At 67.3% G+C, this 26,582-nt stretch carries 25 protein-coding genes; 9 read left to right on the top strand and 16 right to left on the bottom strand.

Annotated features, from left to right (window positions below):
• Positions 1-13: 13 nt before the first annotated feature.
• Positions 14-817: a 1,6-dihydroxycyclohexa-2,4-diene-1-carboxylate dehydrogenase gene (locus XAN126_RS0118365; protein ID WP_024280044.1), complete on the bottom strand. Its 804-nt coding sequence runs from the start codon at positions 815-817 to the stop codon at positions 14-16.
• 73 nt (positions 818-890) lie between these two features.
• Positions 891-2,243 (bottom strand): MFS transporter, encoded by a 1,353-nt coding sequence (locus XAN126_RS0118360; RefSeq protein ID WP_155982346.1) that lies wholly within the window; start codon positions 2,241-2,243, stop codon positions 891-893.
• 580 nt (positions 2,244-2,823) lie between these two features.
• On the opposite strand from XAN126_RS0118360, the gene XAN126_RS0118355 reads away from it, so the two are divergent.
• Entirely contained in the window at positions 2,824-3,483 is a 660-nt protein-coding gene (locus XAN126_RS0118355) for a MarC family protein (RefSeq protein WP_245272278.1), read from the top strand.
• An 8-nt stretch (positions 3,484-3,491) separates the two neighbouring features.
• Here the strand turns inward: XAN126_RS0118355 and XAN126_RS0118350 are convergent, their stop codons facing one another.
• Entirely contained in the window at positions 3,492-4,082 is a 591-nt protein-coding gene (locus XAN126_RS0118350; RefSeq protein ID WP_051460632.1) for a cupin domain-containing protein, read from the bottom strand.
• A gap of 97 nt (positions 4,083-4,179) precedes the next feature.
• Between XAN126_RS0118350 and XAN126_RS0118345 the strand changes: the two genes are divergently transcribed.
• Complete coding sequence (locus XAN126_RS0118345) at positions 4,180-5,514, top strand: aspartate aminotransferase family protein (RefSeq protein WP_024280040.1); 1,335 nt, start codon at positions 4,180-4,182, stop codon at positions 5,512-5,514.
• Positions 5,515-5,559: 45 nt separating this feature from the next.
• Here the strand turns inward: XAN126_RS0118345 and XAN126_RS0118340 are convergent, their stop codons facing one another.
• Genes XAN126_RS0118340 through XAN126_RS0118315 form a run of 6 tightly spaced genes read right to left on the bottom strand, consistent with a single transcriptional unit; the run spans position 5,560 to position 13,574 of the window.
• Positions 5,560-6,906 (bottom strand): aspartate aminotransferase family protein, encoded by a 1,347-nt coding sequence (locus XAN126_RS0118340; RefSeq protein WP_024280039.1) that lies wholly within the window; start codon positions 6,904-6,906, stop codon positions 5,560-5,562.
• Between the two features lie 16 nt (positions 6,907-6,922).
• Positions 6,923-8,008: a phosphotransferase gene (locus XAN126_RS0118335; protein WP_024280038.1), complete on the bottom strand. Its 1,086-nt coding sequence runs from the start codon at positions 8,006-8,008 to the stop codon at positions 6,923-6,925.
• A gap of 55 nt (positions 8,009-8,063) precedes the next feature.
• Positions 8,064-8,810, bottom strand: coding sequence for a TetR/AcrR family transcriptional regulator (locus XAN126_RS0118330; RefSeq protein ID WP_245272277.1), 747 nt, complete (start codon positions 8,808-8,810; stop codon positions 8,064-8,066).
• Between the two features lie 55 nt (positions 8,811-8,865).
• A complete protein-coding gene (locus XAN126_RS0118325; RefSeq protein WP_024280036.1) occupies positions 8,866-9,729 on the bottom strand; it encodes a sugar phosphate isomerase/epimerase family protein in 864 nt (287 codons plus the stop codon).
• Positions 9,726-11,468, bottom strand: coding sequence for a hydantoinase B/oxoprolinase family protein (locus tag XAN126_RS0118320; RefSeq protein WP_024280035.1), 1,743 nt, complete (start codon positions 11,466-11,468; stop codon positions 9,726-9,728). The genes XAN126_RS0118325 and XAN126_RS0118320 overlap by 4 nt, the downstream gene beginning before the upstream one ends.
• Positions 11,469-11,480: 12 nt before the next feature.
• Entirely contained in the window at positions 11,481-13,574 is a 2,094-nt protein-coding gene (locus XAN126_RS0118315; RefSeq protein ID WP_024280034.1) for a hydantoinase/oxoprolinase family protein, read from the bottom strand.
• Positions 13,575-13,736: 162 nt separating this feature from the next.
• On the opposite strand from XAN126_RS0118315, the gene XAN126_RS0118310 reads away from it, so the two are divergent.
• The 4 genes from XAN126_RS0118310 to XAN126_RS0118295 are packed head-to-tail and all read left to right on the top strand — an operon-like array spanning position 13,737 to position 17,336.
• Positions 13,737-14,738: an ABC transporter substrate-binding protein gene (locus XAN126_RS0118310; RefSeq protein ID WP_024280033.1), complete on the top strand. Its 1,002-nt coding sequence runs from the start codon at positions 13,737-13,739 to the stop codon at positions 14,736-14,738.
• On the top strand, positions 14,735-15,550 hold the full coding sequence (locus tag XAN126_RS0118305) for an ABC transporter ATP-binding protein (RefSeq protein ID WP_348550912.1): 816 nt from the start codon (positions 14,735-14,737) through the stop codon (positions 15,548-15,550). The genes XAN126_RS0118310 and XAN126_RS0118305 overlap by 4 nt, the downstream gene beginning before the upstream one ends.
• Positions 15,547-16,398, top strand: a complete 852-nt coding sequence (locus XAN126_RS0118300; protein ID WP_245272276.1) for an ABC transporter permease — start codon at positions 15,547-15,549, stop codon at positions 16,396-16,398. Before XAN126_RS0118305 ends, XAN126_RS0118300 begins: the two co-directional genes overlap by 4 nt.
• Positions 16,399-16,400: 2 nt before the next feature.
• Entirely contained in the window at positions 16,401-17,336 is a 936-nt protein-coding gene (locus XAN126_RS0118295) for a DMT family transporter (protein ID WP_024280030.1), read from the top strand.
• Here the strand turns inward: XAN126_RS0118295 and XAN126_RS0118290 are convergent, their stop codons facing one another.
• From XAN126_RS0118290 to XAN126_RS27905, 7 genes are read right to left on the bottom strand one after another with little or no spacing between them, the layout of a single operon-like run.
• Positions 17,337-18,311 (bottom strand): amidohydrolase family protein, encoded by a 975-nt coding sequence (locus tag XAN126_RS0118290; protein ID WP_024280029.1) that lies wholly within the window; start codon positions 18,309-18,311, stop codon positions 17,337-17,339.
• Positions 18,308-19,522: an amino acid ABC transporter substrate-binding protein gene (locus tag XAN126_RS0118285; protein WP_051460631.1), complete on the bottom strand. Its 1,215-nt coding sequence runs from the start codon at positions 19,520-19,522 to the stop codon at positions 18,308-18,310. Before XAN126_RS0118285 ends, XAN126_RS0118290 begins: the two co-directional genes overlap by 4 nt.
• 47 nt (positions 19,523-19,569) lie before the next feature.
• Positions 19,570-20,961 (bottom strand): dihydroorotase family protein, encoded by a 1,392-nt coding sequence (locus XAN126_RS0118280; protein WP_024280027.1) that lies wholly within the window; start codon positions 20,959-20,961, stop codon positions 19,570-19,572.
• Between the two features lie 19 nt (positions 20,962-20,980).
• Positions 20,981-21,697: an ABC transporter ATP-binding protein gene (locus tag XAN126_RS0118275; protein ID WP_024280026.1), complete on the bottom strand. Its 717-nt coding sequence runs from the start codon at positions 21,695-21,697 to the stop codon at positions 20,981-20,983.
• A complete protein-coding gene (locus XAN126_RS0118270) occupies positions 21,694-22,452 on the bottom strand; it encodes an ABC transporter ATP-binding protein (protein WP_024280025.1) in 759 nt (252 codons plus the stop codon). The genes XAN126_RS0118275 and XAN126_RS0118270 overlap by 4 nt, the downstream gene beginning before the upstream one ends.
• Entirely contained in the window at positions 22,439-23,419 is a 981-nt protein-coding gene (locus XAN126_RS26475; protein WP_024280024.1) for a branched-chain amino acid ABC transporter permease, read from the bottom strand. The genes XAN126_RS0118270 and XAN126_RS26475 overlap by 14 nt, the downstream gene beginning before the upstream one ends.
• Positions 23,416-24,288 (bottom strand): branched-chain amino acid ABC transporter permease, encoded by an 873-nt coding sequence (locus XAN126_RS27905; protein ID WP_024280023.1) that lies wholly within the window; start codon positions 24,286-24,288, stop codon positions 23,416-23,418. Before XAN126_RS27905 ends, XAN126_RS26475 begins: the two co-directional genes overlap by 4 nt.
• A gap of 99 nt (positions 24,289-24,387) precedes the next feature.
• Here XAN126_RS27905 and XAN126_RS0118255 point away from each other — a divergent pair, with 99 nt between their 5' ends.
• Genes XAN126_RS0118255 through XAN126_RS0118245 form a run of 3 tightly spaced genes read left to right on the top strand, consistent with a single transcriptional unit; the run spans position 24,388 to position 26,580 of the window.
• Positions 24,388-25,194 (top strand): GntR family transcriptional regulator, encoded by an 807-nt coding sequence (locus XAN126_RS0118255; protein ID WP_197024060.1) that lies wholly within the window; start codon positions 24,388-24,390, stop codon positions 25,192-25,194.
• A 20-nt stretch (positions 25,195-25,214) separates the two neighbouring features.
• Complete coding sequence (locus XAN126_RS0118250; RefSeq protein ID WP_024280021.1) at positions 25,215-25,550, top strand: hypothetical protein; 336 nt, start codon at positions 25,215-25,217, stop codon at positions 25,548-25,550.
• Positions 25,543-26,580 carry a GTP-binding protein gene (locus tag XAN126_RS0118245; RefSeq protein ID WP_024280020.1) on the top strand — a complete coding sequence of 346 codons (1,038 nt, stop codon included), beginning with the start codon at positions 25,543-25,545 and terminating at the stop codon, positions 26,578-26,580. The genes XAN126_RS0118250 and XAN126_RS0118245 overlap by 8 nt, the downstream gene beginning before the upstream one ends.
• Positions 26,581-26,582: the final 2 nt, after the last annotated feature.

Raw genomic sequence — 26,582 nt, 5'->3', positions numbered from 1 at the left:
GGGCTGCCGCCTGTCAGCCCTGGTCGCCGCCGCCCGCGGGTAGGACGGTCCCGGTAATGTAGGAGGCCTCGTCGGAGGCGAGGAACAGGATCGCGGCGGCGATCTCCTGAAGCTCGCCATAGCGGCCGAGATGGGTCGTGCGCAGGGTCTGGTCCACCACCTCCTGCATCCACGCCTTGTCCTGCTCGGAGATGGGATCGGTGCCGCGCGGCACGCGGCGGGGCGGTGCCGAAACCCCGCCCGGCGCAACCGCATTCACCCGGATGCCCGTGCCCGCGAGCTCGAAGGAAAGGGAGGCGGTGAGGGCGTTCACGCCGCCCTTGGCCGCCGAATAGGGAATGCGATTGATGCCCTTGGTGGCGATGGATGACACGTTCACGATCGCCCCGCGCCCCTCGCGCAGCATGTAGGGCAAAGCGGTGCGGCAGCCCCACAGGGTGGGAAACAGGGAGCGGCTGATCTCCGCCGTGATCTGGCGTTCGTCGAACTCCTGGAACGGCCGCATCCAGATGGCGCCACCCACATTGGTCACCAGCACGTCGATCTTGCCGAACGCGGCATCGGCCTGCGCCATCACCCGGTCGTTGCCGGCGTACGTCTCAAGATCCTCCACCATCGCCACGGCGCGGCCGGCGCCATGGACTGCCTCGATCTCGGCAGCCACCTCGGCGACGATGAGCGAACGGTCCACCACCAGCACGCGGCCTCCCTCGGCGGCGGCGTCCAGCGCGACCTGCTTGCCGACACCCTGGGCTGCGCCGGTGACGACAAGGTTCTTGCCTGCGAAGCGTTGAGGGCGGGTGGTCTGGTCCGACACGGGTTTTCCCCTTCTGTGCGGCTGGATCTCGGGCGGAGACCGCGGGGCCGCTGGAGGCCCCGCGGGAGCGCGCTCAGTGCGAGGCGGCAGGAACGGCGGCGCCCTCGCTGGACGTCCGGCGCACCGTGAGGGTGGCGAACGCGGCGAGCGCGAGGGGGATCGCCAGCGCCATGAAGTATCCCGACGGACCGGCGCCGGACAGGAGCTGCCCGCCGACGGCCGAGCCGACGATGGCGCCGGAGCGACCGATGCCGATGCCCCAGCCGGTGGCCGTGGCCCGCAGCTGCGTCGGATAGGCGTTGGCGATCAGGTAGTTCAGCACGAGCTGCTGGCCGCCGATGCCGAAGCCCGCAAGGGCGATCAGCGTGAAGACCACCGGCCACCGGTCGCCCGCAAGGCCAAGGCCGATCGCCACGGCGATGCCGACCATGAACATCACAGTCAACAGCTTGCGCGGATCAACCTTGGGCAGGAGCGCCGACAGCGGCAGGGCCATGGCGATGAACGCGGCATTGACCGTGACCGTGCCGTACGCCGCCTGCGCCTTCTCGAGGCCCAGCGTGGTCAGTGCGGTGGGCAGCCACTGCAGCAGCAGGAACCAGGCGATCCAGTTGAACAGGTAGATCGCCGAAATCGCCAGCGTGACGCCGCGATAGCGCGCCTCGAACAGTCCGGCTATGGACGCCCCCTTCTCCACCTGGACCGGGCTGATGATCTGCACATCCGCGGGCACGATCTGGCCGGTCATGCGCCCGAGGAGGCGCCGCGCCAGATCCTGGTCGCCGGCCTTGTTGCGGGACACGAGGAAGGCAGGGGATTCCGGGAGGAGGGCGTAAATGACGACCAGCAAAGCGAGCGGAAGCGCGCCGCCGAGCAGGAAGATGCCGCGCCAGCCGAGCACCGGCAGCCAGCTCGCCGCGATCAGGCCGCCCAGCATCGCGCCGGCGGGCAGGCCGAGCAGCACGGCGGTAATCATCAGCCCACGCTTGGGCGCCGTGCTGTACTCGCCGGTCAGCGCGAGCACGGAGGGCGTCGCGCCGCCCATGCCGAGGCCGATCAGGAAGCGCAGCACGATGATCTGCGTGGGCGATGTCGCATAGGCGCCGGCCAGCGAGAAGGCACCGAACAGGGCGATCGCGATCATGATGGCCTTGCGGCGCCCGAAGCGGTCGCCGAAGCTGCCGAGCCCGATGGCGCCGATCGCCATGCCGATGATGCTGGCCGTGATGACCCAGGTCATGTCCGCGGGATTCATCTTGAAATCCTGCGCGATGGCCGGCCCGATGAAGGCAATCGACTGGGTGTCGAAGCCGTCGAGCAGGGCAATGACGAAACACAGTCCGACCACGGCCCACCGGGCGCCGGTCATTGACCCAGCGTCGATGATCTCCTTGACATCCCGCGTGAGCGGAAGGCGGTTTGGCATCGGGCTTTCCTCAATGGTTTTGCTTGTTGCTCATCGCCGTGGCGTCGTTCGCGAACGAGGCGCCGTCAGCGACAGGAAGAGTCCCGGTCTCGGCATGCCGTCGCCCCGCCGACGCGGGAAGTGGCATGGTGCGGGCCCGGATGGAGACGAGGCACCGCCATAGTGTTCCGGGAGGGAGGTGAGCGCTTCCAGCCCGGGTATGGCCGCAGCGTGAAGCTATACGCGCAGAGGCGCATTCTCTAAGATCAACTGGGTATGTTTCGATACTTATTGAGTATGTAACAGGCGCGACGCCGCATGGTTGTCTTGCGGGTTTTATTCAATATTGCGCCGCAACATTTCTGGCATGAACGCCGGTTGTTCGGCGCTTCCCGTCGAAGCTATCCCGCGTGGGCTCTGTCCTGCCGCATCGACCGAGCGCCTCGACCGGCCTTCCGAGGGGACCATCCCCCGTTCCGGTTTTCCAAACGATGGACTTCAGAGCCAGAATGTTTCACGCTCACTCCAACCCACCACATGCCGGGATTAAACACCTAGGGACGGTGGCATCCTGACTCGTCCGCCGCAGGGGGCTTGCGACGTGAACTTTGCCGGTATCGATCTGACGCTGTCCGCCAAGCTGTTCGCGGCACTCTTCGCCATCATGAATCCGCTGACGATCATCCCGGTGTTCCTCAGCCTGACGGCGGACCGCTTGCCGGCCGAGCGGCGCAGCACCATGCTGGTGCTGAACGCGACGGTGGCGCTCGGCTGTCTTGTCTGCGCATTGGGCGGACGGTTCGTGCTGGGCATGTTCGGCATCGATGTCACCCACTTCCAGCTGGCGGGCGGCCTCATTGTGCTGCTCCTCGCGCTCTCCATGCTCAGCGGCGAGGAACACAGCGCGCACGCCGGTACGGAGGCGGAAAAGAAGACCTTCAGCTCCGCTTCCAGCCTCGGCGTCTACCCTCTGGGCATTCCCCTTTCCATCGGGCCGGGAACGATGACGACAATCATCATCTTCTCCGGCTCCAGCACCACCGCGGGCGGCGCGGCGGGATTCTATCTCGGGCTCATCGGCTACGTGGTGTTCTTCGGCATCGCAATGGCCTCGGCACCCGCCCTTTCCTCCGTCCTCTCTCCGACCGCGCTGAGCATTTCCAAGCGCCTGATGGGCATCGTGCTGGCCGCTATCGCCATGGAGATGCTGAGCGCCGCGCTGGGCCATCTCTTCCCGGCCTGGGTCGCGCACGCCGGATAGGGCGGCCGTCAGAAGCTCGGCGGGGTGCAGGTGCTGATGACCTCGCAGGGGCGCGGGCCGATGCAGCGGAAGCGGTGCGGGCGGCGGCTCTCGAAATAATAGGCGTCGCCGGGACCCAGGATGCGCCGCACGGCGTCGACCGTCACCTCCAGCCGGCCGGACAGGACAATGCCGCCTTCCTCGCCCTCGTGGACCAGCGGGACGACGCCGGTGTCGGCTCCCGGCTGATAACATTCCTTGAGAATCTGCAGCTTGCGACCGAACAGGCGCTCGCCCACCTGGCGATAGGAGATCGCGCCCTTGCCGATCTCGGTGAGTTCCTCGGCGGCATAGAACGTCTGCTTCGGTGCCTCCGGTTCGAACGCGAAGAATTCCGCGAGGCCGATGGGGATGCCCTCCAGAATCCGCTTCAAGGCGCCGACAGAGGGGTTCGAGGTGTTCGACTCGATCAGCGAGATGGTCGAGTTGGTCACGCCCGTCCGCTTGGCCAATTCGCGCTGGGAGATACCGTGTAGGAATCGCAGCTGGCGCAGCCGGTCCCCGATGTCCATGGCGGAAGCCCCCGTTTCGGGTGTTGCGAATATCGAAAACAATGCCATCAGAGACACATATTTTCAATGAGATAGATCGCACCAGAAAACGACTTGTTCAGTCTCGCCAATTGGCCGATGTGAAGGCAGCCATGAGGAGAGCGGCATGACCCTTCACGTCCGGTCCAATCAGCCCAGTCTCGACAATTTCTGGATGCCGTTCACGGCGAACCGCCAGTTCAAGGCCGCGCCCCGGCTGCTGTCGGGCGCGCAGGGCATGTATTACACCGACATCGACGGCAACACGGTTCTGGACGGCACGGCCGGGCTCTGGTGTGTCAATGCCGGCCATGGCCGCAAGGAGATCGCGGAGGCTGTCGCGCGCCAGTTGGGCGAACTCGATTTCGCTCCCACCTTCCAGATGGGCCATCCCATCGTCTTCGCTTTCGCCGAGAAGCTCGCCGCCATCGCGCCGGGCGGGAAGGAGGGCGGTCTCGACCGCGTGTTCTTTACAGGCTCAGGTTCGGAATCGGTGGATACGGCGCTCAAGATCGCCATCGCCTATCAGAGGGCGATCGGGCAGGGCACGCGCACCCGCGTCATCGGCCGTGAGAAGGGTTATCACGGCGTCGGGTTCGGCGGCATCTCGGTGGGCGGCCTCGTCAACAACCGCAGGGTTTTCCCGCAGATCCCAGCCGACCATATGCGCCACACGCTTGACACCGAGCGCAACGCTTTCTCGAAGGGCCTGCCGGCCCATGGCATCGAACGGGCCGAGGATCTGGAGCGGCTCGTCGCCCTGCACGGCGCCGAGACCATCGCGGCCGTCATCGTCGAGCCCATGGCCGGTTCGGCTGGCGTCATCCTGCCGCCGAAGGGATATCTGGAGCGCCTGCGGGCCATCGCCGACAAGTACGGCATCCTGCTGATTTTCGATGAGGTCATCACCGGCTTCGGCCGCCTCGGCACGCCGTTCGCGACGGACTATTTCGGCGTGACACCGGATATCGTGACCACCGCCAAGGGCCTGACCAACGGGGCCATTCCCATGGGCGCCGTCTTCGCCTCGCGGAAGGTCCATGATGGCCTCATGACCGGCCCGGAAAGCCAGATCGAGCTGTTCCACGGCTACACCTATTCCGGCCATCCGGTGGCGTGCGCGGCCGGGCTTGCGACGCTGGGCATCTATGCCGAGGAGGGACTCCTGACCCGCGGGGCGGCGCTTGCGGACTATTGGCAGGAGGCCCTGCATTCCCTGAAGGGCCTGCCGCACGTGGCGGATATCCGCAACCTCGGTCTCGTCGGCGCCATCGAGCTTCGCTCGCGTGACGGCGCGCCGGGTGCGCGGGCCTATGACGTCTTCGTCGAGTGCTTCCGCAAGGGGCTCCTCATCCGCGTCACCGGCGATATCATCGCCTTGTCGCCGCCCCTGATCGTCGAGAAGCACCAGATCGACACCATCGTCTCGATCATCGCCGATACGCTGAAAACCGCCGCCTGACGGTGGAGTCCGGCCGCCGCAAGGACCTTGCGGCGGCTGGGCCGATCACACGGCCTTCAGGGTCTCGGCCAGGGTGGTGAGGAGACGATCGGCATCTGCCGCCGAGAACACGAGCGGCGGCCGGATCTTCAGCGTGTTCGCGTGATACCCGGTCGCCGAGATCAGCACCCGGCGCTGGCGCAGCCCATCCACCACCGCGAGGGCGGTGGCGGAGTCCGGCGCCTTGGTGGACCGGTCCTTCACGAATTCCACGCCGATATAGAGGCCGGCGCCCCTGATATCGCCGATCCGCTCATCGGACTTGGCGATCTCCCGGATGCCCTCCCGGATCATCTGTCCGATGCGGGATGCATTCTCCTGCAGCCTCTCCGACTTCAGCACATCGAAGGTCGCCCGCGCGGCGGCGATGGCCACGGTATTGCCGCCGAAGGTGTTGAAATAGCGCATCTCGTTGCCGAAACGCTCGATGACGTGCGGCGCGACGGCTACCGCGGCGACGGGGAAGCCGTTGCCCATGGGCTTGCCCATGGTGACGATATCCGGCTGAAGGCCGTGGCGCTGGAAGCCCCAGAACGTGTCTCCGGAACGGCCGAAGCCCGCCTGCACCTCATCGGCGATCATCACGCCGCCGGCGGCGCGCACCACCTCGGCGATGGGCCCGAGAATGTCGGTCGGATCGGCATAGATGCCGTCCGACGAAAACAGGGAATCGGCGATGAAGGCGGCCAGCCCCTCGCCCCGCCGCTCCAGTCCCTCGATCTCGTATTTCAGCTGGCGGATGAGCGTCGCCGCGATCTCCGCGTGGCTCATGCGGTAGGAATCCGGCCCCGGAATGCGCCGGACCCACTCGCCGAGCGGCGACTTCTTCCCGAGCGACGGCGACAGGCCGGCGGTGAGGAAGGAATTGCCGGTATAGGCCTCGGACGTGATGACGATGCCCTTGCGCCTGGTGTGGTGCATGGCGATCCGCAGCGCGAGGTCGTTGGCCTCCGACCCGGTGCAGGTGAACATGATGTGGCGGATGGGAGCGCCGAAGGTCGGGACGATCTGGTCCGCGAAGTCCAGAATGCCGTCCTGAAGATACCGTGTGTGGGTGCACAGCGTCTGCATCTGCTCGTAGACCGCTTCAACCACCCGGGGATGGCAGTGGCCGACGGACACGACGTTGTTGTAGGCGTCGAGATATTCGTTGCCGGCGCTGTCCCAGAGAAGGGTGCCCTTCGCGCGCTTGATCTCCACCGGATGGGCGTACATGAGGCGGTAGGCCGGGCCGAGCAGCGCCTGACGGCGCGCCACCATGTCCCGTGTCGCGGGATCGAGGGCGGAGATGTTGGACGGATCGAAGCCGTTCACCATCCCGACGTTGGTCTTGCGTTCCTTCACTTGGGTCATGTCGGAAACGCCTCCTTCACGTGGCGGACTGAATGCGGGGTCGAACGCTGAGAAAGGTCTCGCTGACCTCCTCGATGGAGCGGCTGAGGAAATGGTCCAGCTGCGACCAGCTCTGGTGCGTGTTGCGCAGGATGTAGGTCGCGTTGTCGGGAAACTGTTCCGCCCGCCATGTGGTGATGAGCGCACGGGCCACCACGCGGGCCATGATCATGTGCGGCAGAAGCCGCAGTTCGTCCGGCGTCAGGTCGGCCACGCCGAGGTAGCCGCGCAACAGGTCGCGGCCGGCGTCGAACATGCCATCCGATCCCACCGGGCTGAGCTGGTTGAGAAGCGCGGTCGAGAGGTCGATGACGATGGCGGTGCGCACGACGTCGCCGAAATCGATGACGCCGGAGATGAACTGCGGCCGTCCGCGATCCACCACCACGTTGGAGCGGCTGAAATCGTTGTGCAGGACCTGCGTGCGGCAGGCGGCGAGCCGGCCTTGCAGCGTGATGAAGCGATCGAGCCCGCGTTCGAGCTGGCGACGGCGGTCCCTGTCCTCCATCCGTTCCGCCAGGAAGGCAAGCTTGGGTAGATGCTGCACGTCCCAGGCGATCTCGCGGGTGTCGTGGGGGTGGGAGAAGCGGGCCATGGCCAGACGCAGGCGGGCGAGGATGGCCCCCAGCTTCTCGCGCTCTTCTCCGGTCGCCTCGATCCGGTCGAGCGGCGTGCCCTCGAGATAGGTCAGCACCCGCACCAGCCGAACCTGCCCGTGTCCGTCCTCGTGCGACAGGAAGGCTTCTCCTCCCAGCGTCCGCACCACCCGAGGCACCGGCAGGAGAGGATCGGCCTTCGCCACGTGGTCGAGCAGTTCGGCTTGCAGCGAGATCTCGCGTGGGTCCTCGTCCGGATTGGAGAATTTGGCGATGTGGCGGCCCCGCGCGCCGTTCACGAGGAAGGTATCGTCCTTCTCGGTATCGAGCCGCGTCAAAGTCCCCGCCACGCCGAAGTGGCGGGTGAGGACGGCGACCGCCTCGTCCTGCGGAATGGAGCGGAAGGCGGTGGCCAGCCCGCCGGCCATGAGAAGGCTATCGGGCGCGGTGGAAGGCGGGGGCGGCATTTCGTGTCGTGCTTCCTCGGGGGCGGTGTCGCGCTTTTGCTTCGGCGGGCGGGCGTCAGACCTTGGCGATCACGCGCTTCCTGCGGCCGGGCGCCGCGATTTCGGGTTGGGGCATCGCGTTCCCCGAAGCCCCTTGCGGCGCCTCGCCGCCGTCGGCCGGCGGGTTGGGGGCGCCCTCGGTGAGATAGGCGAGGGTCATGTCGATGATGGTCTTCCTGTGCTGCTCCAGAAAGTCCGGGCGCATCAGGTCGCGGTCAAAAATCATGGACAAAGTGAAGCGGTTCGAGATGTAGAAATAACCCATCGCCGAGATGGAGATGTAGAGATCGATGGCGTCCACGCCCTGCCGGAACACCCCCTTGCGCTCGCCCTCCCGCAGGATGGCGTCCACCGCGCCGGCGAGGCGGCTGTAAAGCTGGCGGATGATCGGCGACTTGGCGACATGGCGCCCGCGATGGATGTTCTCCGAGTTCATCATCACGATGACCTCGGGCTCCTCGATGAAGGTCTGGAACGTCGCGTCGCACAGGCGGCGGATCGCCGCCACGGGTTCGAGGCCGGTCAGGGGGATTTCCTCCTGCCGGCGGCGCATGGCCTCGTAGGTGCGCTCCAGCACCTTCACATACAGCTCCTCCTTGGAGCTGAAGTGATGATAGAGCAGGTTCTTGCTGATCTTGGCGCGGGCGATGATGGCGTCCACCCGCGCCCCATCGTACCCCCGCCGGGCAAACTCCATCTGCGCAGCCGCGAGGATCTTGTCCTGCGTTCCGATGGAATCGCGCTTGCGGGGCTTCTCGCTCACGACCGAGCCTTCCTTTTCGACCATGATGTCATGAGGATGCGCGACATCGGCTCCGTCAACCGCAAACTGCCGCGCGGGCGCGTGGTGCGACGAACGGCTCGCACCGTTCCAGGCTGATGCGTGTCGTTTCGGCGGCATCACGGGTCCACCAGTCGAGCTTCGAGAAGATCTCGATCTCGAACGGGCCATCGTATGCGAGCTCGTCCAGGAGACGGCGATAGAAGGCGATGTCGATGACGCCGTCGCCCACCATGCCGCGGTCCTGATACACATCGCGCGTCGGCACCAGCCAGTCGCACAGGTGGAAGGTGAGGATGCGCGCGGCGCCGGCTGCCTTCAGGCCCGCCGCGAAGTCCGGATCCCACCAGCAATGGTACACGTCGGCCACGATGCCGGTGCCGGCGCCCATTGCCTCGACCAGGTCGAGGCAATGGCGGAAGGTGTTGAGGCAAGAGCGATCGGCCGCGAACATGGGATGCAGGGGTTCGAGGCCGAGGGCGACGCCAGCGGCGCGGGCATGGGGCAGAAGCTCGGCCAGCGCGTCCGCCACCCGGCTGCGGGCCGCGCCGATGTCCTTCTCGCCGGTGGCGAGGCCGCCGGGCACCACGACGAGGCACGCCGCACCGAGCGCATGCGCCGCATCGAGCCGCCTGCGGTTCTCGTCGATGGCCGCCGCACGGGCGAGGGGATCGGCCAGATTGACCCACGCCGTCGTGCACAGGCACGGCACGAACAGCCCCGCATCGCGGATCAGCCGGCCGGCGGTGGCCGGGGCGATGCCGTCCAGATACTGGTTCCAGACCCCGATGCCGCGCGCGCCATGGCGCGCATAGGTGTCCACCGCCTCGGCGAGGGAGAGGGAGGGCGTGGTGATCTGGTTGATGGCGAAGCGGGAGAAATCGCCCGGCACCGTGCTCATGATCCGTTCCCTGCCATGGCGCTGCGCAGCGCGGCTGTCGCGTGGGCATCGACGGCACCGTTCACCACCAGCACGCCGAATCCGTCGCGGGCATAGGCGGGGCTGATCTTGCCGTCCAGCACATCCTCCAGCACGGCTTCCGGCGGGCGCGTCAGGGGATCGCCGTAGCCGCCGCCCCCGGCCTGCTCGTGGCGGATCACCGTTCCCTTGGTCACGTTGCGCGTGACCTTGCTGGCCAGCAGCTCGAAATTGCCGGCCTCGGACAGAAGGTTGCGCGAGAGCGCGCCCGGCTTGCCGCCGAACAGGCCGTAGGGCGCATGGACATAGCGGTCCGCGCGCAGCTGCATCACCGCCTCATCGGCCAGCAGGCGATACTGACGGACCACGCCGAGACCGCCCCGCGTGCGGCCGGCGCCGCAGGAATCATCGCGCAGCGCATATTCCTCGATCATGAGCGGATAGGTCGCCTCCATGATCTCGACCGGCATGTTCGACATGTTCTGCGAGGGGTTCGTCACCGCGTCGATGCCGTCCCGTGTCGCCCGCGCTCCGAGCGCGCCGTTGATCATGTCCACCACGATGAAGGGCTCGCGGGTCTGGGTGTCATAGCCGCCGAGGCAGACCACCGTGTTGCCGCCTTCGCCCGCCGCGCACACCCGCTCGGGCACGATGGCGGCGAGGGCGCCGAGCACCGTGTCCACCACCCGGTAGCCGGTGAGGGCGCGCGCGGCGACGGGGGCGGGGAATTCGGGATTGAGCACGCTGCCCTTCGGTGCGCTCACGTCGATGCAGCGATAGAGGCCCGCATTGTTCGGCACATCGGGATCGAGCACGCAGCGCACGGCGAGGTAGGTCGCCGACTTTACGAAGGACAGCGTCGAGTTGATGGCGCCCTTCACTTGCGGCGACGAGCCTTCGAAATCCACGCCGATGTGGTCGCCCTTGACCGTGATGGTCACATGGATCGGAATTTCGCTCTCGTCGAAGCCGTCGCCGTCGATGTAATCGGTGAAGGAATAGGCGCCATCGGGCCAGGCGGCGAAGGCCTTGCGCACGAGGCGCTCGCCATAGTCGAGAAACTCGGCGAGGAACTTCTCCACCAGCGGAATGCCGTACTTCTCGGTGAGGCGCAGGAACTCCCGCTCACCCAGGGCGCAGGTCGCGAGCTGCGCCTCAAGGTCGCCGATGACGAGATCGGGCAGGCGCACATTCTTCGAGATGATGTCGAAGAGGGTCTTGTTGCGCACGCCCTTGTCGAACAGCTTCAAGGGCGGAATGCGCAGCCCCTCCTGGAAGATTTCCGTTGAATCCGAGGCGTTGGAACCCGGCACGCGGCCGCCCACGTCGCAATGGTGGCAGATCACGACGGCATAGCCGATGTGCTGCGCCCCGTCGAAGATGGGCTTGAACATGAAGATGTCCGGCAGGTGCATCCCGCCGTCATAGGGATCGTTCAGGATGATGACGTCGCCGGGATTGAGATCGTCGCCATAGTGGCGCTGGATCGCCTCCATGGCGTCCGGCACGGCACCGAGGTGCAGCGCCACGGTCTTCGCCTGGGCGAGGATGCGCCCCTTTGCGTCGCACATGGTGGCGGAATAATCGAGCACGTCGCGCACGATGGGGGAGCGGGCGGTGCGCATGACCGTGTAGGCCATGTCGTCCACGATGGATTCGAACGCGCTCTTGAGCACCGCGAAGGTGACGGGATCGATGGTCTTGTCGGTCTGGTCGAGCATGGCGCGATCCCGTCAGGCGAGGGTGATCAGGAGATTGGCGTGGGCGTCCGCCTCGGCGGTGGCGCCGGGGGGCACGACCACGGTGCTGTCCGCCCCCTCGATGACGGCGGGGCCGACGATGCGGGCGGGGCAGCGCGTGCGCACATAGACCGGCGTATCGATGTGGCCCTGCTCCGCGCCATAATAGACCTTGCGGATGCTCTCCGGTTCGCTCGAACCTTCCCCACGAGCATGGGCGGCGCGGAAGTCGATCTTGCCGGGCCTGAGGCCTCGGCCGATCACCCGCAGACTCACCACCTCGATGGTGTCGGAGGAGGAGTAGCTGTAGATGGCCTCATAGGCCGCCTTGAAGGCCGCGTGCAGCGCATCCCGGTCCGCCAGATAGGGCACGGAGAGGGACATTTCCTGGCCGCGGAAGCGCATGTCCACTTCGCGCGTCACGCTCATCAGGTGCTCGGCCACGTCCTCGCCCGCGAGGGCGGCGCGGGCATCGGCCTCCAGCGCAGCGAAGGCGGTCTCCGCCTCGGCCGGCTGAAAATCGGCGAGCTTCACCGCGAACGGGCGGATGAAATAGCGCTCCACATCCCCCGCCAGCATGCCCATGGCGGTGAACACGCCGGGCGAGGCCGGCACCAGCACCCGTGGCATGGACAAAAGACGCGCGATGTCCGCCGCATGCACCGGGCCGGAGCCGCCGATGGCCACCAGCGTGAAGTCGCGCGGATCGACGCCGCGCTCCACCGTCACCGCGCGGATGGCGCGGGCCATGTTGGCGTTCACGACGTCGCGCACGCCGCAGGCGGCATCCTCCGGCGTGAGGCCGAACGGGTCGGCGAGATCGCGGGCGATGGCCGTGCGAGCCGCCTCCACCGAGAGGGCGCGCGAGCCGCCGGCGAGCTGGGCGGGAAGGTATCCGAGCAGGAGATTGGCGTCCGTCACCGTGGGCCGCGAGCCGCCGATGCCGTAACAGGCGGGGCCCGGGTCGGCGCCGGCCGAGACGGGACCCACGCGCATCAGCCCGCCCTGGTCCACATAGGCGATGGAGCCGGCGCCGGAGCCGACTTCGGCCACGTCCACGGTGGGCACGCTCATCATGTAGCCGCCGGCCTTGATGAAGCGGCTGGGCGTGGAGATGCCGGCGCGGAATTCGTATTCGCTCACGCGCGTCAGCTCGCCGTTCTGCACCAGCGAGGCGGAGGCGGTGGTGCCGCCCATGTCGAACACCACGAGATCCTTGATGTCTAGCGCCGCGCCGAGGCGCGAGCCCCCGACCACGCCGGCCGCCCGGCCGGACGAGATGAAGAACACCGGCTTTTCCCGCGCGGTGCCAGAGGAGGCGAGGGCGCCGTTGGAATTGCACACCAGCAGGGGTGCATCGATGCCGGCATCGGCAAGGCCGCGTTCCAGGCGCGTGAGATAGGCCTCAAGCACCGGCCGCACGTAGGCGTTCACGACGGTGGTGCTGGTGCGCTCATATTCCTTGGCCTCGGGCAGCACCGAGATCGAGCTGGTGACCTGCACCTGAGGGAAGTGGGCGGCGATCAAAGCGGCGGCGCGCTGCTCGTGGGCGGGATTGCGGTAGCTGTTGAGGAAGCAGACGGCGAAGGAGAAGATGCCCGCATCCACCAGCTCCTGCGCAGCTTCGAGCACGGCTGCTTCATCGAGCGGCACGAGGATGGTGCCATCGGCCGCGATGCGCTCGGACACCTCCTTGCGATGGCGGCGGGCAACCAGCGGAACCGGCTTTTCCCATTGGAGATCGAACATGGAGGGCGTGCGCAGGCGGCCGATCTCCAGCACGTCGCGAAACCCCTTGGTGGTGATGAGGCCGGTGGGGGCGCCGACCTTCTGCAGCAGGGTGTTGGAGCCGACCGTGGTGCCGTGCACCACCTCCGTCACCTCCGCGGGCGTCAGCCGGGCATCGGCGATGATGGCGGCGACGCCTTCCAGAACCGCTTCCTCCGGCGCCGCGGGGGTGGATGCGACCTTACGGTGGAACACCGCGCCGCGTCCATCCGCGAGCACAAGGTCCGTGAAGGTGCCGCCGATATCGACGCCGATGCGGGCGCCGGTCGAGGTGCGCTCCAGGCCGGTGAGTGTCCCCACGACATATCTCCTTCGTTATTGGACCAAATGGTTAGTTAGGATCCTCGTTTGCGTCAAGAGACGAACTGCACAAAGCATTTGCTGAGATTGGTGCATAAATCCTCTTGCAAGGCATATTGGACCATATAGTCTCATTTCGATGCCGAAGAGGGGATCGCAATAATGAAGATGACGTCCATCGCCGCCCGCCTCGTCCGGGCTGCCGCCGCCACCGCCCTGCTCGCCGGCCCGCTCGCCGCCGGCCCTGCCGCGGCGGAGGAGAAGATGACGATCCGTCTCGATTTCTCGCCCTGGGGCGTGCATGCGGGCATGCACCTCGCCAAGGAAAAGGGTTGGTTCAAGGATGCCGGCCTCGACGTGGAGATTCAGGACGGTCGCGGCTCCGGCAACACGCTTCAGCTGGTGAATGCGGGGCAGGCGGATGTCGGCCAGATCCAGGTCGGCCTGCTGCCGCAGGCGCGGGAGAACGGCTCCACCGCCAAGGCCTTCGCCGGCTTCGACAAAAGGACCGATCTCGCGGTTCTCGTCGATCAGGATTCGCCGGTCGCCAAGGTCGCCGACTTCAAGGGCAAGAGCCTCGTGGTCTTCGCCGCCAGCCCCTGGGCGCCCTTCATCGACTACTGGCTCAAGCAGGGCGGCCTCGACCGCACCACCGTCAATGTGATGTTCGTCGATCCGTCTGCCGTGTGGGGCACTTACACCGCCAAGCGCGCCGACGGCCTGATGTCCACCGAGCCCTCCGCCATTCCCGTGGCCGCCGCCAACCGCCCCTCCAAGGCGATCCTTGCCGAAGACGTGGGCATCACCTTCCCGAGCTACGGCCTCATCGCCACCGAGAAGACCATCGACACCCGCAAGGATGCGCTGAAGAAGCTGGTCCAGGTGCAGCAGAAGGCTTGGGCCTACATCCGCGACGGCCATATCGACGAGGCGGCCGACGCCATTATCAAGCAGCGCCCCAACGCCAAGCTGGACAAGAAGGTGCTGGCCGACCAGATCAAGCTCACCATCGACTTCTTCGACACGCCCAACACCAAGGGCAAGCCCATCGGCTACCAGTCGCCGGACGATTGGGCGAAGGCGGCGAAGTCGGCAGTGGACGCGGGCGCGATCAAGCCCGGCACGGACCCGGCCACCTACTTCACCAACGAGTTCATTCAGTGAACGGGCACGTCGCCTCGATGACGGACGCCACCATGGCCTATCTCTCCATCTCCGGCTTGCGCAAGACATATGGCTCGCCGCGCGGCCCCGTCACCGCGCTGAGGGGCATCGACCTTGAGGTCAACGAGGGGGAGTTCGTCTCCATCCTCGGGCCGAGCGGCTGCGGAAAGTCCACACTGCTCAAGTGCATCGCCGGCCTCGAAGGCACGAGCGCCGGGACGATCCGCGTGGACGGCCAGGTGCTTGCCGCCCCGCCGAAGGACATGGGCATCGTGTTCCAGCGCGACGTGCTGCTGGACTGGCGCACCATCCTGGACAACGTGCTCATCACGGCGGAGTTCGCCGGGCTCAAGGGGCCGGCGGTGCGCGAGCGCGCGTTGGCGCTGCTCGGGCGCTTCGGGCTTGGCGGATTTGAAAGCCGTCATCCCTGGGAGCTTTCCGGCGGCATGCGCCAGCGCGCCGCCATCTGCCGGGCGCTGCTGTGTGATCCCAAGCTTCTGCTGATGGACGAGCCGTTCGGCGCCCTCGATGCCATGACGCGCGACGATCTCAACCTCGAACTCGCGCGCATCTGGCAGGATACGCGCAAGACCGTGGTGTTCGTGACCCACGGCATCACCGAGGCCATCTTCCTCTCCGACCGGGTGGTCATCATGGACCGCAATCCGGGCCGGATCGTCGAGGTCATCGACATCGGCCTTCCCCGGCCCCGGCATCTCGCCATGCGGGAAAGCCCGGAGTTCGGCCGCTATGTCGCCCGTGTCCGCCACCTCTTCGCCAGCCTCGGCGTGCTGAAGGACGATGCCCCATGAGCGGTTCTGGAAACAGCACCACCCAGAATAGCGCCACCGAGACTCTTGATCCGCCCATGCCCCAGCGCCTGCCCACCTCGCTGGTGGAAGTGAGCATGGTGGTGGGCCTGCTGATTGCAGTGCTCATCCTGTGGGAGGCGGCGGTCTACGTCTTCAAGCCGGCGCCCATCATCCTGCCGGCGCCCAGCGTCATCTGGCAGGAATTCCTGCTGTCGCCGGGCTATTTCCTCCAGATGTCCGCCTTCACGCTCTACACCACCCTCGCGGGCTTCGGCCTCGCCGTGGTGGTGGGGCTCGCGCTGGCGGTGGGCATCGTCCATTCGAAGTTTATCGAGCGCACGGTCTATACGCTCCTCGTCGCGCTCAACAGCGTGCCGAAGGTGGCGCTGGCCCCGCTGTTCGTGATCTGGATGGGCACGGGCGTGGAGCCGAAGATCGCCATCGCGCTGATGCTGGCGCTGTTTTCCGTCGTCATCGACGCGGTGCTCGGCCTGCGGTCGGTGGATCCGGACATGGTGAACCTGGCCCGCGCCAGCCGCGCCTCGTCCTTCGCCATCCTGCGCAAGATCCGCTTTCCCAACGCCCTGCCGAGCATCTTCGCGGGCCTGAAGGTGGCGATTTCCTTCGCGCTGGTGGGCGCCATCGTCGGCGAGTTCGTGGCGGGCTCGGAGGGGCTGGGCTTTGCCATCCTGACCGCACAGGGCCAGTTCGACACGCCGCGTGTGTTCGTCTGCCTCATGCTGCTCGGCCTGCTCGGCACGGCGCTGTTCTTCGTGGTCGAGGCGTGCGAGCGCCTGCTGCTGCCATGGCATGTGTCCCAGCGCGGTGGTGGCGGATCCGGTCACTAAAGGTGGCGGCCGCGGCGAAGGCGCCCCTTTCCGCCATCCTCGCCCTTCTGGCCACGGCCCTCCTGTGGGGCAGCAATCACACGGCGGCACGGGCAATCCATGACGCCTTGCCGCTACCCTCGCTGGTGTTCTGGCGCTGGGCCATCGCGCTCTCGCTCCTGCTGCCCATCGCACTGCCCGGGCTGATGCGCGAGCGCGCCGCGATCCGCCGCAACGCCGGGCGGATCGCACTGCTGGGACTGGTGGGCGTCGGGCTCTTCTCGGTGAGCCTTTATGCCGGCGCCTATCTCAGCCCGGCGCTGGAAGTCGGCCTCTTGAATGCGACGACGCCCATCTGGGTGCTGCTGATCGCCACCTTCGTGGGGCGCATGCGCCCGAGGCTCGCGCAGATCGGCGGCATCCTCATCGCCATGGCCGGCGTCACGCTGGTGCTGATGAAGGGGATGCCGACGGGCCTCGCGGGCTTCCATTTCGGCGCGGGCAATCTGTTCTCAATCACCGCCGCCGTGCTGTTCGCCTTCTACACCTACAGCCTCGGGCAGAACCCCATCGGCATCTCGGCCCTGAGCCTGACGGCGCTGACGGCTCTGGCCGGCTTCGTGCTCGTCTTCTGCCCGGTCTACGCGGCGTTTCTCGGCCTCGGCGGGCAGGACCCCTTCACGAACGGGTTCAGGGTGGAGCCGGTCACGCTGACAGTGCTGTACATCGCGGCCGGACCGACACTGCTCGGCAACCTCTTCTGGATCTACGGCGCGGCGCGGGTGGGCGCGGCGCGCGCCGGCCCCTTCCTCTATTTCTCGCCGCTGGCGACGGTCGCGCTGTCCGCGACGCTCCTCGGCGAGACCATCACGCCGCTGCAGATGGTAGGCGGTGCGGCCATCCTCGCCGGCCTGTGGATCTCAACCCAGACGGGGATGGGGCCGGCGCGGCCCGTCTGATCAATCCAAGCCGAGCAGCCGCGCGCCGTTGGAGAGCACGCGCTCGCGGACATCCTCACTTTGCCGCTCCAGTGCGGCGAGGGCTTTCGCACCTTCCGCATCGCCGATCTCGAACGGAAAGTCGGTGCCGAAGACCACGCGATCGGGACCGACCAGATTCAGCAGGAAGTCCAGCACGGTCGGGTGCGCCACCACCGTGTCGTAATAGAGCTGGCCGAGATAATGCGATGGCGGCCGGCTGATGTGCGCGCGACAGGCCGGGTTCGCCTCGTAGAGCGGCGCCTCATAGGCGAGGTCCAGCCGGCCGGCGAGCATGGGCAGCGTGCCGCCGCCGTGGGCCAGCACGAGCTTCAGTCCCGGATGGCGCTCCAGCACTCCGGAGAAGATGAGGCGGGCCACGCACAGCGCGGTCTCGGACGGCCAGCCGACGAGCTGGAGCATGGTGAAGCTGCCGAAGGCCGGCCGGTCCACGCCGGACGTGGGGTGCATGAAGACAATGCAGCCCTGCTGCGCGCATTCCGCCCACATGGGCTCAAACGCCGGATCATCAAGCGGGCGCCCCGCCGCCGAGGTCGGGAGCGCGACGCCCATATGCCCCTCGTCCAGCGCGCGGCGGATGGCGTCCGCGCAGTGTTCCGGCTCGGCGATCGGTGGAACGGCGAGGCCGCCGAGCCTTTTGCCACCTTCCCGCGCGGCGGCGAGCGTCTGGGCATTGAGCCGCCGCGCGAACGCGCCGTCCGCCGCCCAGCCGGCATGGGAGACCACGCGCGGGGGCGGCGAGACGAGCTGGAGGCCGATCTCGCGCCGTTCCAGGCTTTCGAGCCGCCCCGCCGTGTCGAACAGCAGCGGATCGAGGGGGCCGTATCCGGCGAAGCGGAAGCCTTCGGGGCAGGTCTCGATGCCGAAGGCGCCCTCCCGCGCGAGTTCGCCGAGGAAATCGCGCGAGAGGGCATGGGCGTGGACGTCGACGATCACGGGAAGGGCTTGCGCGGATAAACGACGGGGGCCGCCGCGATGGCCGCGGGATAGACCGGCACCGCCTTGCCGCCCTGCACCTGCGCGACCACGGCCGAGGCTTTCACGTCGACACCGGCGTCATTGTACTTCACTGGGCCGAAGAAGGTGTCGGTATCGAGCTGGAGCATCGCCTCGCGCACCTTCACCGGGTCGATGCTGCCGGCCTTCTCGATGGCGAGCTGGAGCGACAGCGCGCCCGCCGTGCCGGCGGCTGTGATGTAGGTGGGCACCTCGCCGCCGAACTGCTTCTTGAAGCCGTCCACATAGGCCACGCTATCGGCGACCACCGGGCCCTTGTAGGTCAGCGCCGGGTCCCAAATCTGCACGCCGAAGAGGTCCTCCGCCGCCGGGCCGAGAGCGTTGAGGAAGTCCGGAATGCCCACCGCGAAGGCGAAGCCGATGAGCTTGGGGTTCACCTTCAGCGTCTGCAGCGTCTTGATGAGCAGGATGGAATCCTGGACGTAGCCGGTCAGGATCAGCACGTCCGGGTTGCTCTCCTTCAGCGCCGTGGCGACGGAGGAGAGGTCGGCGGAGCCCTTCGGATATTTGGTGGAATAGACCACCTTGAGGCCCTCGGCCTCCGCCTTCTTCTGCGCCGCGCCGGCGAACACGTTGGGGAAGAGGTCATCCGGGCCGGCGATGGCGATGGTCTTGGGCGGATCCTTCACCGTCTTCAGCAACGCCAGCATGGGATCGAGCGTGGTCGAGGCGAGAGGCGCGGGGCAGAAGATATATTTGTAGCCGCGCTGGTAGAGGCTGTCGGCGGTCGCCATGGGGGTCATGGTGATGACCTTGTACTTCTCGCTGATCGCCGCCGTGGCGGTGGCGATGCCGGAGGAGTACGGGCCGAGGATGAAGCCCACGCCGTCCTCGGTGATGAGCTTTTCGGTGAGGCGGGCGGAGGTCTGCGGCTTGCTCTCGTCGTCGTAATAGATGACCTCGACGGGCATCTTCTTGTCGCCGACTTTGATACCGCCGGCGTCATTCACCAGCTTTTCCCAATAGGCGTAGCCGTTCTTCAAGAGATGCCCTTCGCGGGCGAAGTTGCCGGTGAGGCTGACGGCGGCGCCGATCTTGATCTTGTCCTGCGCGGCGGCCGTGCCCGCGCCGAAAAGGGTGGCGAGGCCGAGGGCGGCCACGCTCTTCACCAGAGTTCGTCTGTGCATCATCTCGCTCGCTCCTGCTCGTCCCGGAAGGTCTGGTTTTTTTAGGTGTCTCAGGCGGATGCCGCGGTGCCGGGCACGAAGCGCCCGAAGCCCGGCGCGCCCACGAGCTTGCCGTCCTGCGCCACGATGGTGCCGCGCACGATGGTGTGGGTGGCCGCGCCCTTGGTGGCCATGCCCTCCCAGCTGGAGAAGCCGGTGCGCGAGAGCATGTCCTCGTTGCGGAAGACGCCCTCGCGGCTCATGTCGACGATGGTGAAGTCGGCATCCGCGCCGGGCTGGATCACGCCCTTTCGCGGGAAGATTCCGAAGCGCCGGGCGGGGGCCTCGGCGGCGAGCCGCGTCACGTCGTTGAGCGAGAGGCGCCCCTCGTTCACGGCGTTCATGAGCAGGGGGATGTATTCCTGCGCGCCGGTGACGCCGAGCGGCACCGAGAACAGGTCCTTCCAGCCCGGGTCCACGTCCTCCTTGGTATGGGGGGCGTGCTCCAGCACGATCATATCAGCCGTGCCGTCCTTGATGGCGTCCCAACCGGCCTCGGGGTCATAGGCCCAGTTGTAGGTGCGCGGCCCCACCTTCTCCATCTGCGCGCGGTTCATGAACATGGTGCCGAGCTCCAGCTCGCACGACACGTCCTGACCCAGATCATACTTGGCGTGGTGGATCATCTCGTTGGCGCCCTTGGGCATGACGCCGAGATGCAGCACGTGCAGCTTCACCCCGCAGATGCGGGCGTAATAGAGCGAGGCCGCGAGGCCCGCGACCATGCCGTGGCCGTACATGTAGCCCTTCGAGAAGCTCTCGTGATAGGCCATGGCGTCGGTGCGGCCCTTGTCGATGTAATCGCGGAAGGTGAGCCGCTTGCACCACTCGGGATCGTCATGGTGAACCGAGGCGACCAGCCCCATGTCCCGCGTCGCCTCATACAGCTCGAACAGGATGCCGTGGTCGAGCACGCCGAGTTCCGAGATGTAGGGATAGACTTCCTTGATGTGGCGCGTGTTGAAGATCTTGATGCCGATGGCACCCGCCTTGGCCAGCGCCTCCACCGTGCGCGGATAGAGCCCGCCGCCATAGAGCGCGTAGTCCACATGGGCCTTGGGCGCGACCAGCGCCTTCTTCATCTCGTAGTCTTCGAGCGTGGTCGGGTGGGGCGTGTTGTTGGTCATGTCGATGCACATGGTCACGCCGCCCACCGCCGCCGCCGCGGAGCCGGTCTGGAAATCTTCCTTGTAGGTGTGCCCCGGCTCGCGGAAGTGGCAGTGGACGTGCCACAGGCCCGGCAGCACGGCGAGCCCCTTGGCGTCCACGCGCTTCGCTGCCTCCGTGAACGGTCCGCCGATGGCGACGATCTTGCCGTCGAGCACCGCGATGTCCGCCTTGTAGGAGGAGGTCGGGGTGTGGATCGTGCCGTTTTCGATCACGAGGTCATAGGGTCGGGACACGTCACGCTCTCCGAACAGGTCAGTTGAGGCCGAGATAGGCGGCGCGGATGTCTTCGCGCCGCAGGAGGTCGTCCGCCGGGCCGTCGATGGTGATGCGGCCGGTGTCCAGCACGTAGCCGCGGGTGGCGATCTCCAGCGCGAGGCCCACGTCCTGCTCCACCAAGAGCACGGTGATGCCGCGCTCGCGGTTGACCTGGCGCACCGCGTCCGCGATGCGGTCGACGATCACCGGGGCGAGGCCCAGCGACATCTCGTCGATGAGCAGGAGGCTCGGGCGTGCCATCAGCGCGCGGCCGATGGCGCACATCTGCTGCTCGCCGCCGGACATGAGGCCGGCGAGCCGGCCCTCCAGCCGCTTCAGCTCGGGGAACAGCTGGAAGACGAAGGCGAGGTCGTCGTCCTCGCCCGCGCGGTCCGGGCGTGCGGTGGCGCCGAGCTTCAGGTTCTGGCGCACGGTGAGGCCGGCGAACAGGCGCCGGCCTTCCGGCACCATGGCGATGCCGCGCCGGGCGCGCTCATAGGGCTTCAGCGGGCCGAGGTCCGCGCCGGCGAAGCGCATCTGCCCCGCGCGTACCGGCACGAGGCCGGTGAGGGCGCGCAGCAGGGTGGTCTTGCCCGCGCCGTTCGCGCCCACCAGCGCGACGATCTCGCCTTCCGCCATGTCGAAGCCCACGTCCCACAGGACGCGGCTGTCGCCATAGGCCACCGCGAGGCCTTCGACCGAGAGAAGGCTCATCGTGCTCCTCCCGCTGCGGCGTGCGCCTTGGCGAAGCGCTGGCCGAGATAGGCCTCCACCACCTTGGGGTCGGACACCACGTCGTCCGGCACGCCCTCGGCGAGCTTGGCGCCGAAATTCAGCACCATGATGCGGTCGCAGAGCGCCAGCACCGCCTTCATCACATGCTCGATGACGACCACGGTGAGGCCGGCCTGCTTGAGGCTCTTCACGAGGTCGATCATGCGTTCGATCTCCGTGTGGTTGAGGCCAGCCATCACCTCGTCGAAGAGGATGATGCGCGGCCCCATGGCGAGCGCGCGGGCCACCTCCAACCGCTTCCTGTCGGCGAGGGTGAGCTGGGGCGGCATGAAGGCGGCCTTGGGCGCGAGGCCCGTGCGCTCCAGCGCGGCATCGGCCGCGGCGAGCCAGGCGTCGCGGGTGCGCAGCCGCGCATGGCCGAACATGGCGCCGATGGCGACATTCTCCCGCACGCTCATGGCCTTGAACGGCTGGACGATCTGGAAGGTGCGGGCGATGCCGAGGCGGGAGAGGCGATGGGGCGGCAGGCCGGTCACGTCCTCCCCGGCGAAGCGGATGGAGCCGCCATTGAGCCGGTAGACGGCGGAGATGGCGTTCAGCAGCGTGGTCTTGCCGGCGCCGTTGGGGCCGATGACGCCGAACACCTCGCCCTCCTCCACGCGGAAGGAGACGCCGGCCAAAGCCTTCACGCCGCCGAAGCGGATTTCGAGGTCGTTTGCCTCAAGCAGCGCCATGGCGCGACCTCCACCGCTGGATCAGGGAGCGCCCCGCCACCAGCATCCCGTTGGGGGCGACGAGGCAGATGACGACGATGAGCACGCCAAACACGATCTGGTGCGCCTGCAGGAAACCGCCCCACACCAGCGTGGAGAGGAATTCCAGCACGAAGGCGCCCAGCACCGGCCCGATCACCGTGCCCATGCCACCGAGGATGAGCATCATGTAGGCCTTCACGCCGATGGCGGGATCGAACGCGCTGGCCGGCTCGATGAAGGTGATCCAATAGGCCCACACGCCCCCCGCGAAGCCAGTGATGCCGGCGGAGATCGCCCAGGCGGCGACCTTGGTGGCGGTGGTGTCGATGCCCATCACCCCCGCCGCGCGCTCGCCATCGCGGATGGCCCGCAGCGCGTAGCCGAAGGGGCGGGTGAGGATGAACGCCACCAGCAGGGTCGAGACGACCATGCCGGCCAGCATCACCAGATAGATGGCGCGATAGAGCGGCCCCGGCGGCAGGTCCGAGAGCGGCAGCGGCAGCCCCTCGGCGCCGCCCGTCACGCCGCCCACCTGGATCACCAGCTGGATGGCGGCGAGGTTCAGCGCCACCGTGGCGATGGCGAAGTAATGGCCTTTCAGCCGCAGGATCGGCCAGCCGATGACGCCCGCCACCAGCGCCGAAAAGGCGACCGCTGCGACGAGCGCCACGGGAAACGGCAATCCCAGCGTCATGGCGACGCCGCAGGCATAGGCGCCGAAGCCGAAGAACACGGCGTTGCCGAAGGCATGGTAGCCGGTGAGCCCGACGATGACGTTCAGCCCCTGGGTGACCGTGGCGTACATGAACACCGTGGTCAGCACCCGCAGCCAGTAATTGTTCAGGGTCAGCGGTGCGAGCGCGAGGACGACCGCGCCGGCGGCGAAGAAGGCCCAGAAGAGAAGCGCGCGGCGCCGCGCGCCCGAGGGAGAAGAGGGGGAGATCATGCATGCTCCCCGAAGAAGGCGCGGCCGAACAGGCCCTGCGGCCTCAGCGCCAGCACCAGCAGGAACAGGCCGAAGCCGACGATCTCCTGATAATTGGCGCCGAGGAAATAGCCGGCCCAGGCCTGCACGAGGCCGTAGATGAAGCCGGCGACGATGCACCCCTCCACCGAGCCGATGCCGCCCAAAACGGTGATGACGAAAACTGCGCTCAGGAAGGTCACGCCCATGCCCGGCATCACCGGAAACAGCATGGAGGCGAGCGAACCGGTCGCCCCCGCCAGCGCCGCGCCGGCACCCGCCGTCAGCGCGTAGATGCGCTCGGGATTGATGCCCATGAGGGAGGAGACCTCCCGGTCGAGCGCCGTGGCGAGGATCATCTGCCCGGCGCGGGTGAAGCGCAGGAAGGCGAAGAAGGCGATGCCGAGGGTGACGGAGAAGCCCGCCGCGATCAGGCGCACCACCGGCACGAGGATGCCGAACACCTCGATGGAGCTTGCCGCATAGGACGAGTTCACCGAACGCACGTCGGAGGTGAAGGCGATGGAGACCGCATCCACCATCACCAGCTCGATGCCGAACGTCACCACCAGCGAGAGCAGCAGGCTGGTGCGGATGATGCGGTTCAGCACCAGCACCTGCAGCGCGTAGCCCAGCGCGAACATGGCGATCATGGAGACCGGAATGGAGGCGATCGGATCAAGCCCCGCGAACCGGAACAGGCCGTAGGTGATGTATGCGCCCAGCATGATGAAGCCGGTGTGGGCCAGGTTGATGACCCCCATGACGCCCCAGACCATCGAAAATCCGATGGTGGCGATGCCATAGAGGCCGCCCAGAAGCAGCCCGTTGGCGGTGGCTTGCCAAAGCACCGTTACCCCTCCAAATCATTGATATTGCGATATTATATGCTTGACGGAAGGCTTGTTTATACATATTTTATGCAAAATAAATTGAGTCATGCAACAACGATGTCTGAACGAAACGCACAAAGAAGCCGCACCCGTGCCGCCGAACGCGGCACTCTCGAGGTGCCCACCGCACCCAAGGCCGGGATCTCCAAAGGGGGATCGAGCGAGTTCGCCTATCAGGTGATCCGCGCCGAGATCGTCTCGCTGGCCCTCGCGCCCGGCTCCGACCTCGACGAGGCGGCGCTGGTGAGCCGCCTCGGCCTGTCACGCACGCCGTTGCGCGAGGCCCTCGTCCGCCTCGCCGGCGAGGGGCTGGTGCAGATCCTGCCCAACCGGGGGACGCGGGTCGCGCCCATGGGCTGGAACGACATTCGCGAGCATCTGGAGGCCTTCGACCTCTCCCAGCGCCTCGTCACGCGATGGGCGGCGCTGCGGCGGACGGAGGCGCAGATCGCCGCGATCGACGCGCAGCGGGAGGCCTTCGAGGCGGCGATGGCGCGACGGGATTCCGAGGCCATGCTGGAGATCAACTGGCGCTTCCATGCCGCCATCGCCGCCTGCTGCCGCAATGGCGTGGTGGAGCGCTTCTATCTCCAGCTGCTCACCACCAATCTGCGCATCTCCCGCCTCGCCATGACCTACGACTGCTTCGCGACCGAGGAGGCGTACGATGCGCACATCGGCAACATTATCCGCGAGCACCGCGAGATGGTGGAGGCGATCCGCGCTCGCGATGCCGACCGGGCGGACGCGCTCGGCAGCTCCCACGCCGGGCTCGCCCGCAAGCGCGTTTCCGAATGTCTCACCCAGAGCATGCTGTCCGACATGGAGCTGCCGCTCGGCGGCGCACCCGACAGCCTCGCCTGAACTCGAGAAGGAAAACCGCCATGTGCGAGGTGTGCGCGATCTTCGGCGCGGGAGAACACTGGAGCGACTTCGCCCGGCAGCGCGACGATCGTTTTCCGTTCGAGGATATCCTGCATTATCGCGCGGAGCGCCGGCGGCGCATCGCCATGCTGAATGCGCTGGTCGGCCCGCTCGGCCTCGTCTGCGAGGATTGGGACGGGGAGGCGCTGGCGCTCACCGACGCGCGCGGCCGCACCAAGATCGCCCCGACGCTGGGCGATGTCTGGCCCATCGCGGAAAGCCTCTCCGGTCGCGGCATCGATCCCTTGTCCGAGGATTTCATCGCGCCCAGGCGGGAGGCCCCGGCCCATGGATGAGCGCCTGCCCCTGATCGTCGTGACCGGCTTCCTCGGCTCGGGCAAGACGACGCTCATCCGCCGCTTCATCGAGACCGCGGAGGGAGGCGATTCCGGCCTCATGGTCAACGAGTTCGGCGAGGCGGGTGTCGATCACCGCCTGCTGGTGCATGCCAGCGAGGCGGTGGAGCTGATCGACGGCGGCTGCCTGTGCTGCGCGCGGCGCGCCGATGTCGCCAAGGCGATGCACGATCTGGTGCGCATGGCGAAGGACGGTTCCAGAGCCGGCGGGGGCCTGCGACGCGCCATCCTCGAAACGTCGGGGCTCGCTGATCCCGCGCCCGTCATCGCGACCCTCGCCCGCGACCCATGGCTCAAGGCGCATGTGCGCCTCGCCTCCGTCGTGGCGGTGGTGGATGCGGTGGCGGGCCTGCGCAATCTGGAGCATCGGCCTGAGGCGCGCCGGCAAGTGGCCATCGCCGATACGGTGGTCATCACCAAGGGCGACATGCGCGCCGCCGAGCCGACGGCCCGCCTCGCCGCCGCGGTGCGTGCCATCGCCCCCGACGCGCGCATCCTCGACATTCAGGACGAGACGTTCCGGCTGGGCGACGTGCTGGCCGGGCGCGAAAGCCTCCATGCTCCGCCGTCGCCGTTCCTGGCCGACGCCCCGGACCATGATTCCGAGGTTTCGTCCTTCACGCTGCCCATCGAGGGGGCGCTGGACTGGCCGGCCTTCACGCTCTGGCTGTCCGCGCTGCTCCACGCCCATGGCGACCGCATCCTGAGGGTGAAGGGGCTGCTGCGGACAACATCGTCGGACAGGCCGGTGGCCATCCACGGCGTGCAGCATGTGATGCATCCGCCGACGCATCTGAGCGCGGACGACGGCGGGCCGTCCTTCCTCGTGTTCATCGCGCGCGGCATCCGCAAGGCCGAGATCGAGCGCAGCCTCGCCCGCGCGCTCGATCTGTGCGGTAGCGGAGCCGACATGTCCGAGCCGGCGCGGCGCGGTGCGCCATTCCGCGAAGGCGCCGCCCCGGTGGCGTGAGC

The sequence above is a fragment of the Xanthobacter sp. 126 genome (genome assembly GCF_000526175.1).
Classification (GTDB): domain Bacteria; phylum Pseudomonadota; class Alphaproteobacteria; order Rhizobiales; family Xanthobacteraceae; genus Xanthobacter; species Xanthobacter aminoxidans.
The sequence above is the reverse complement of the archived record's forward strand: the minus strand, read 5'-3'. Positions and strand labels throughout refer to the sequence as shown.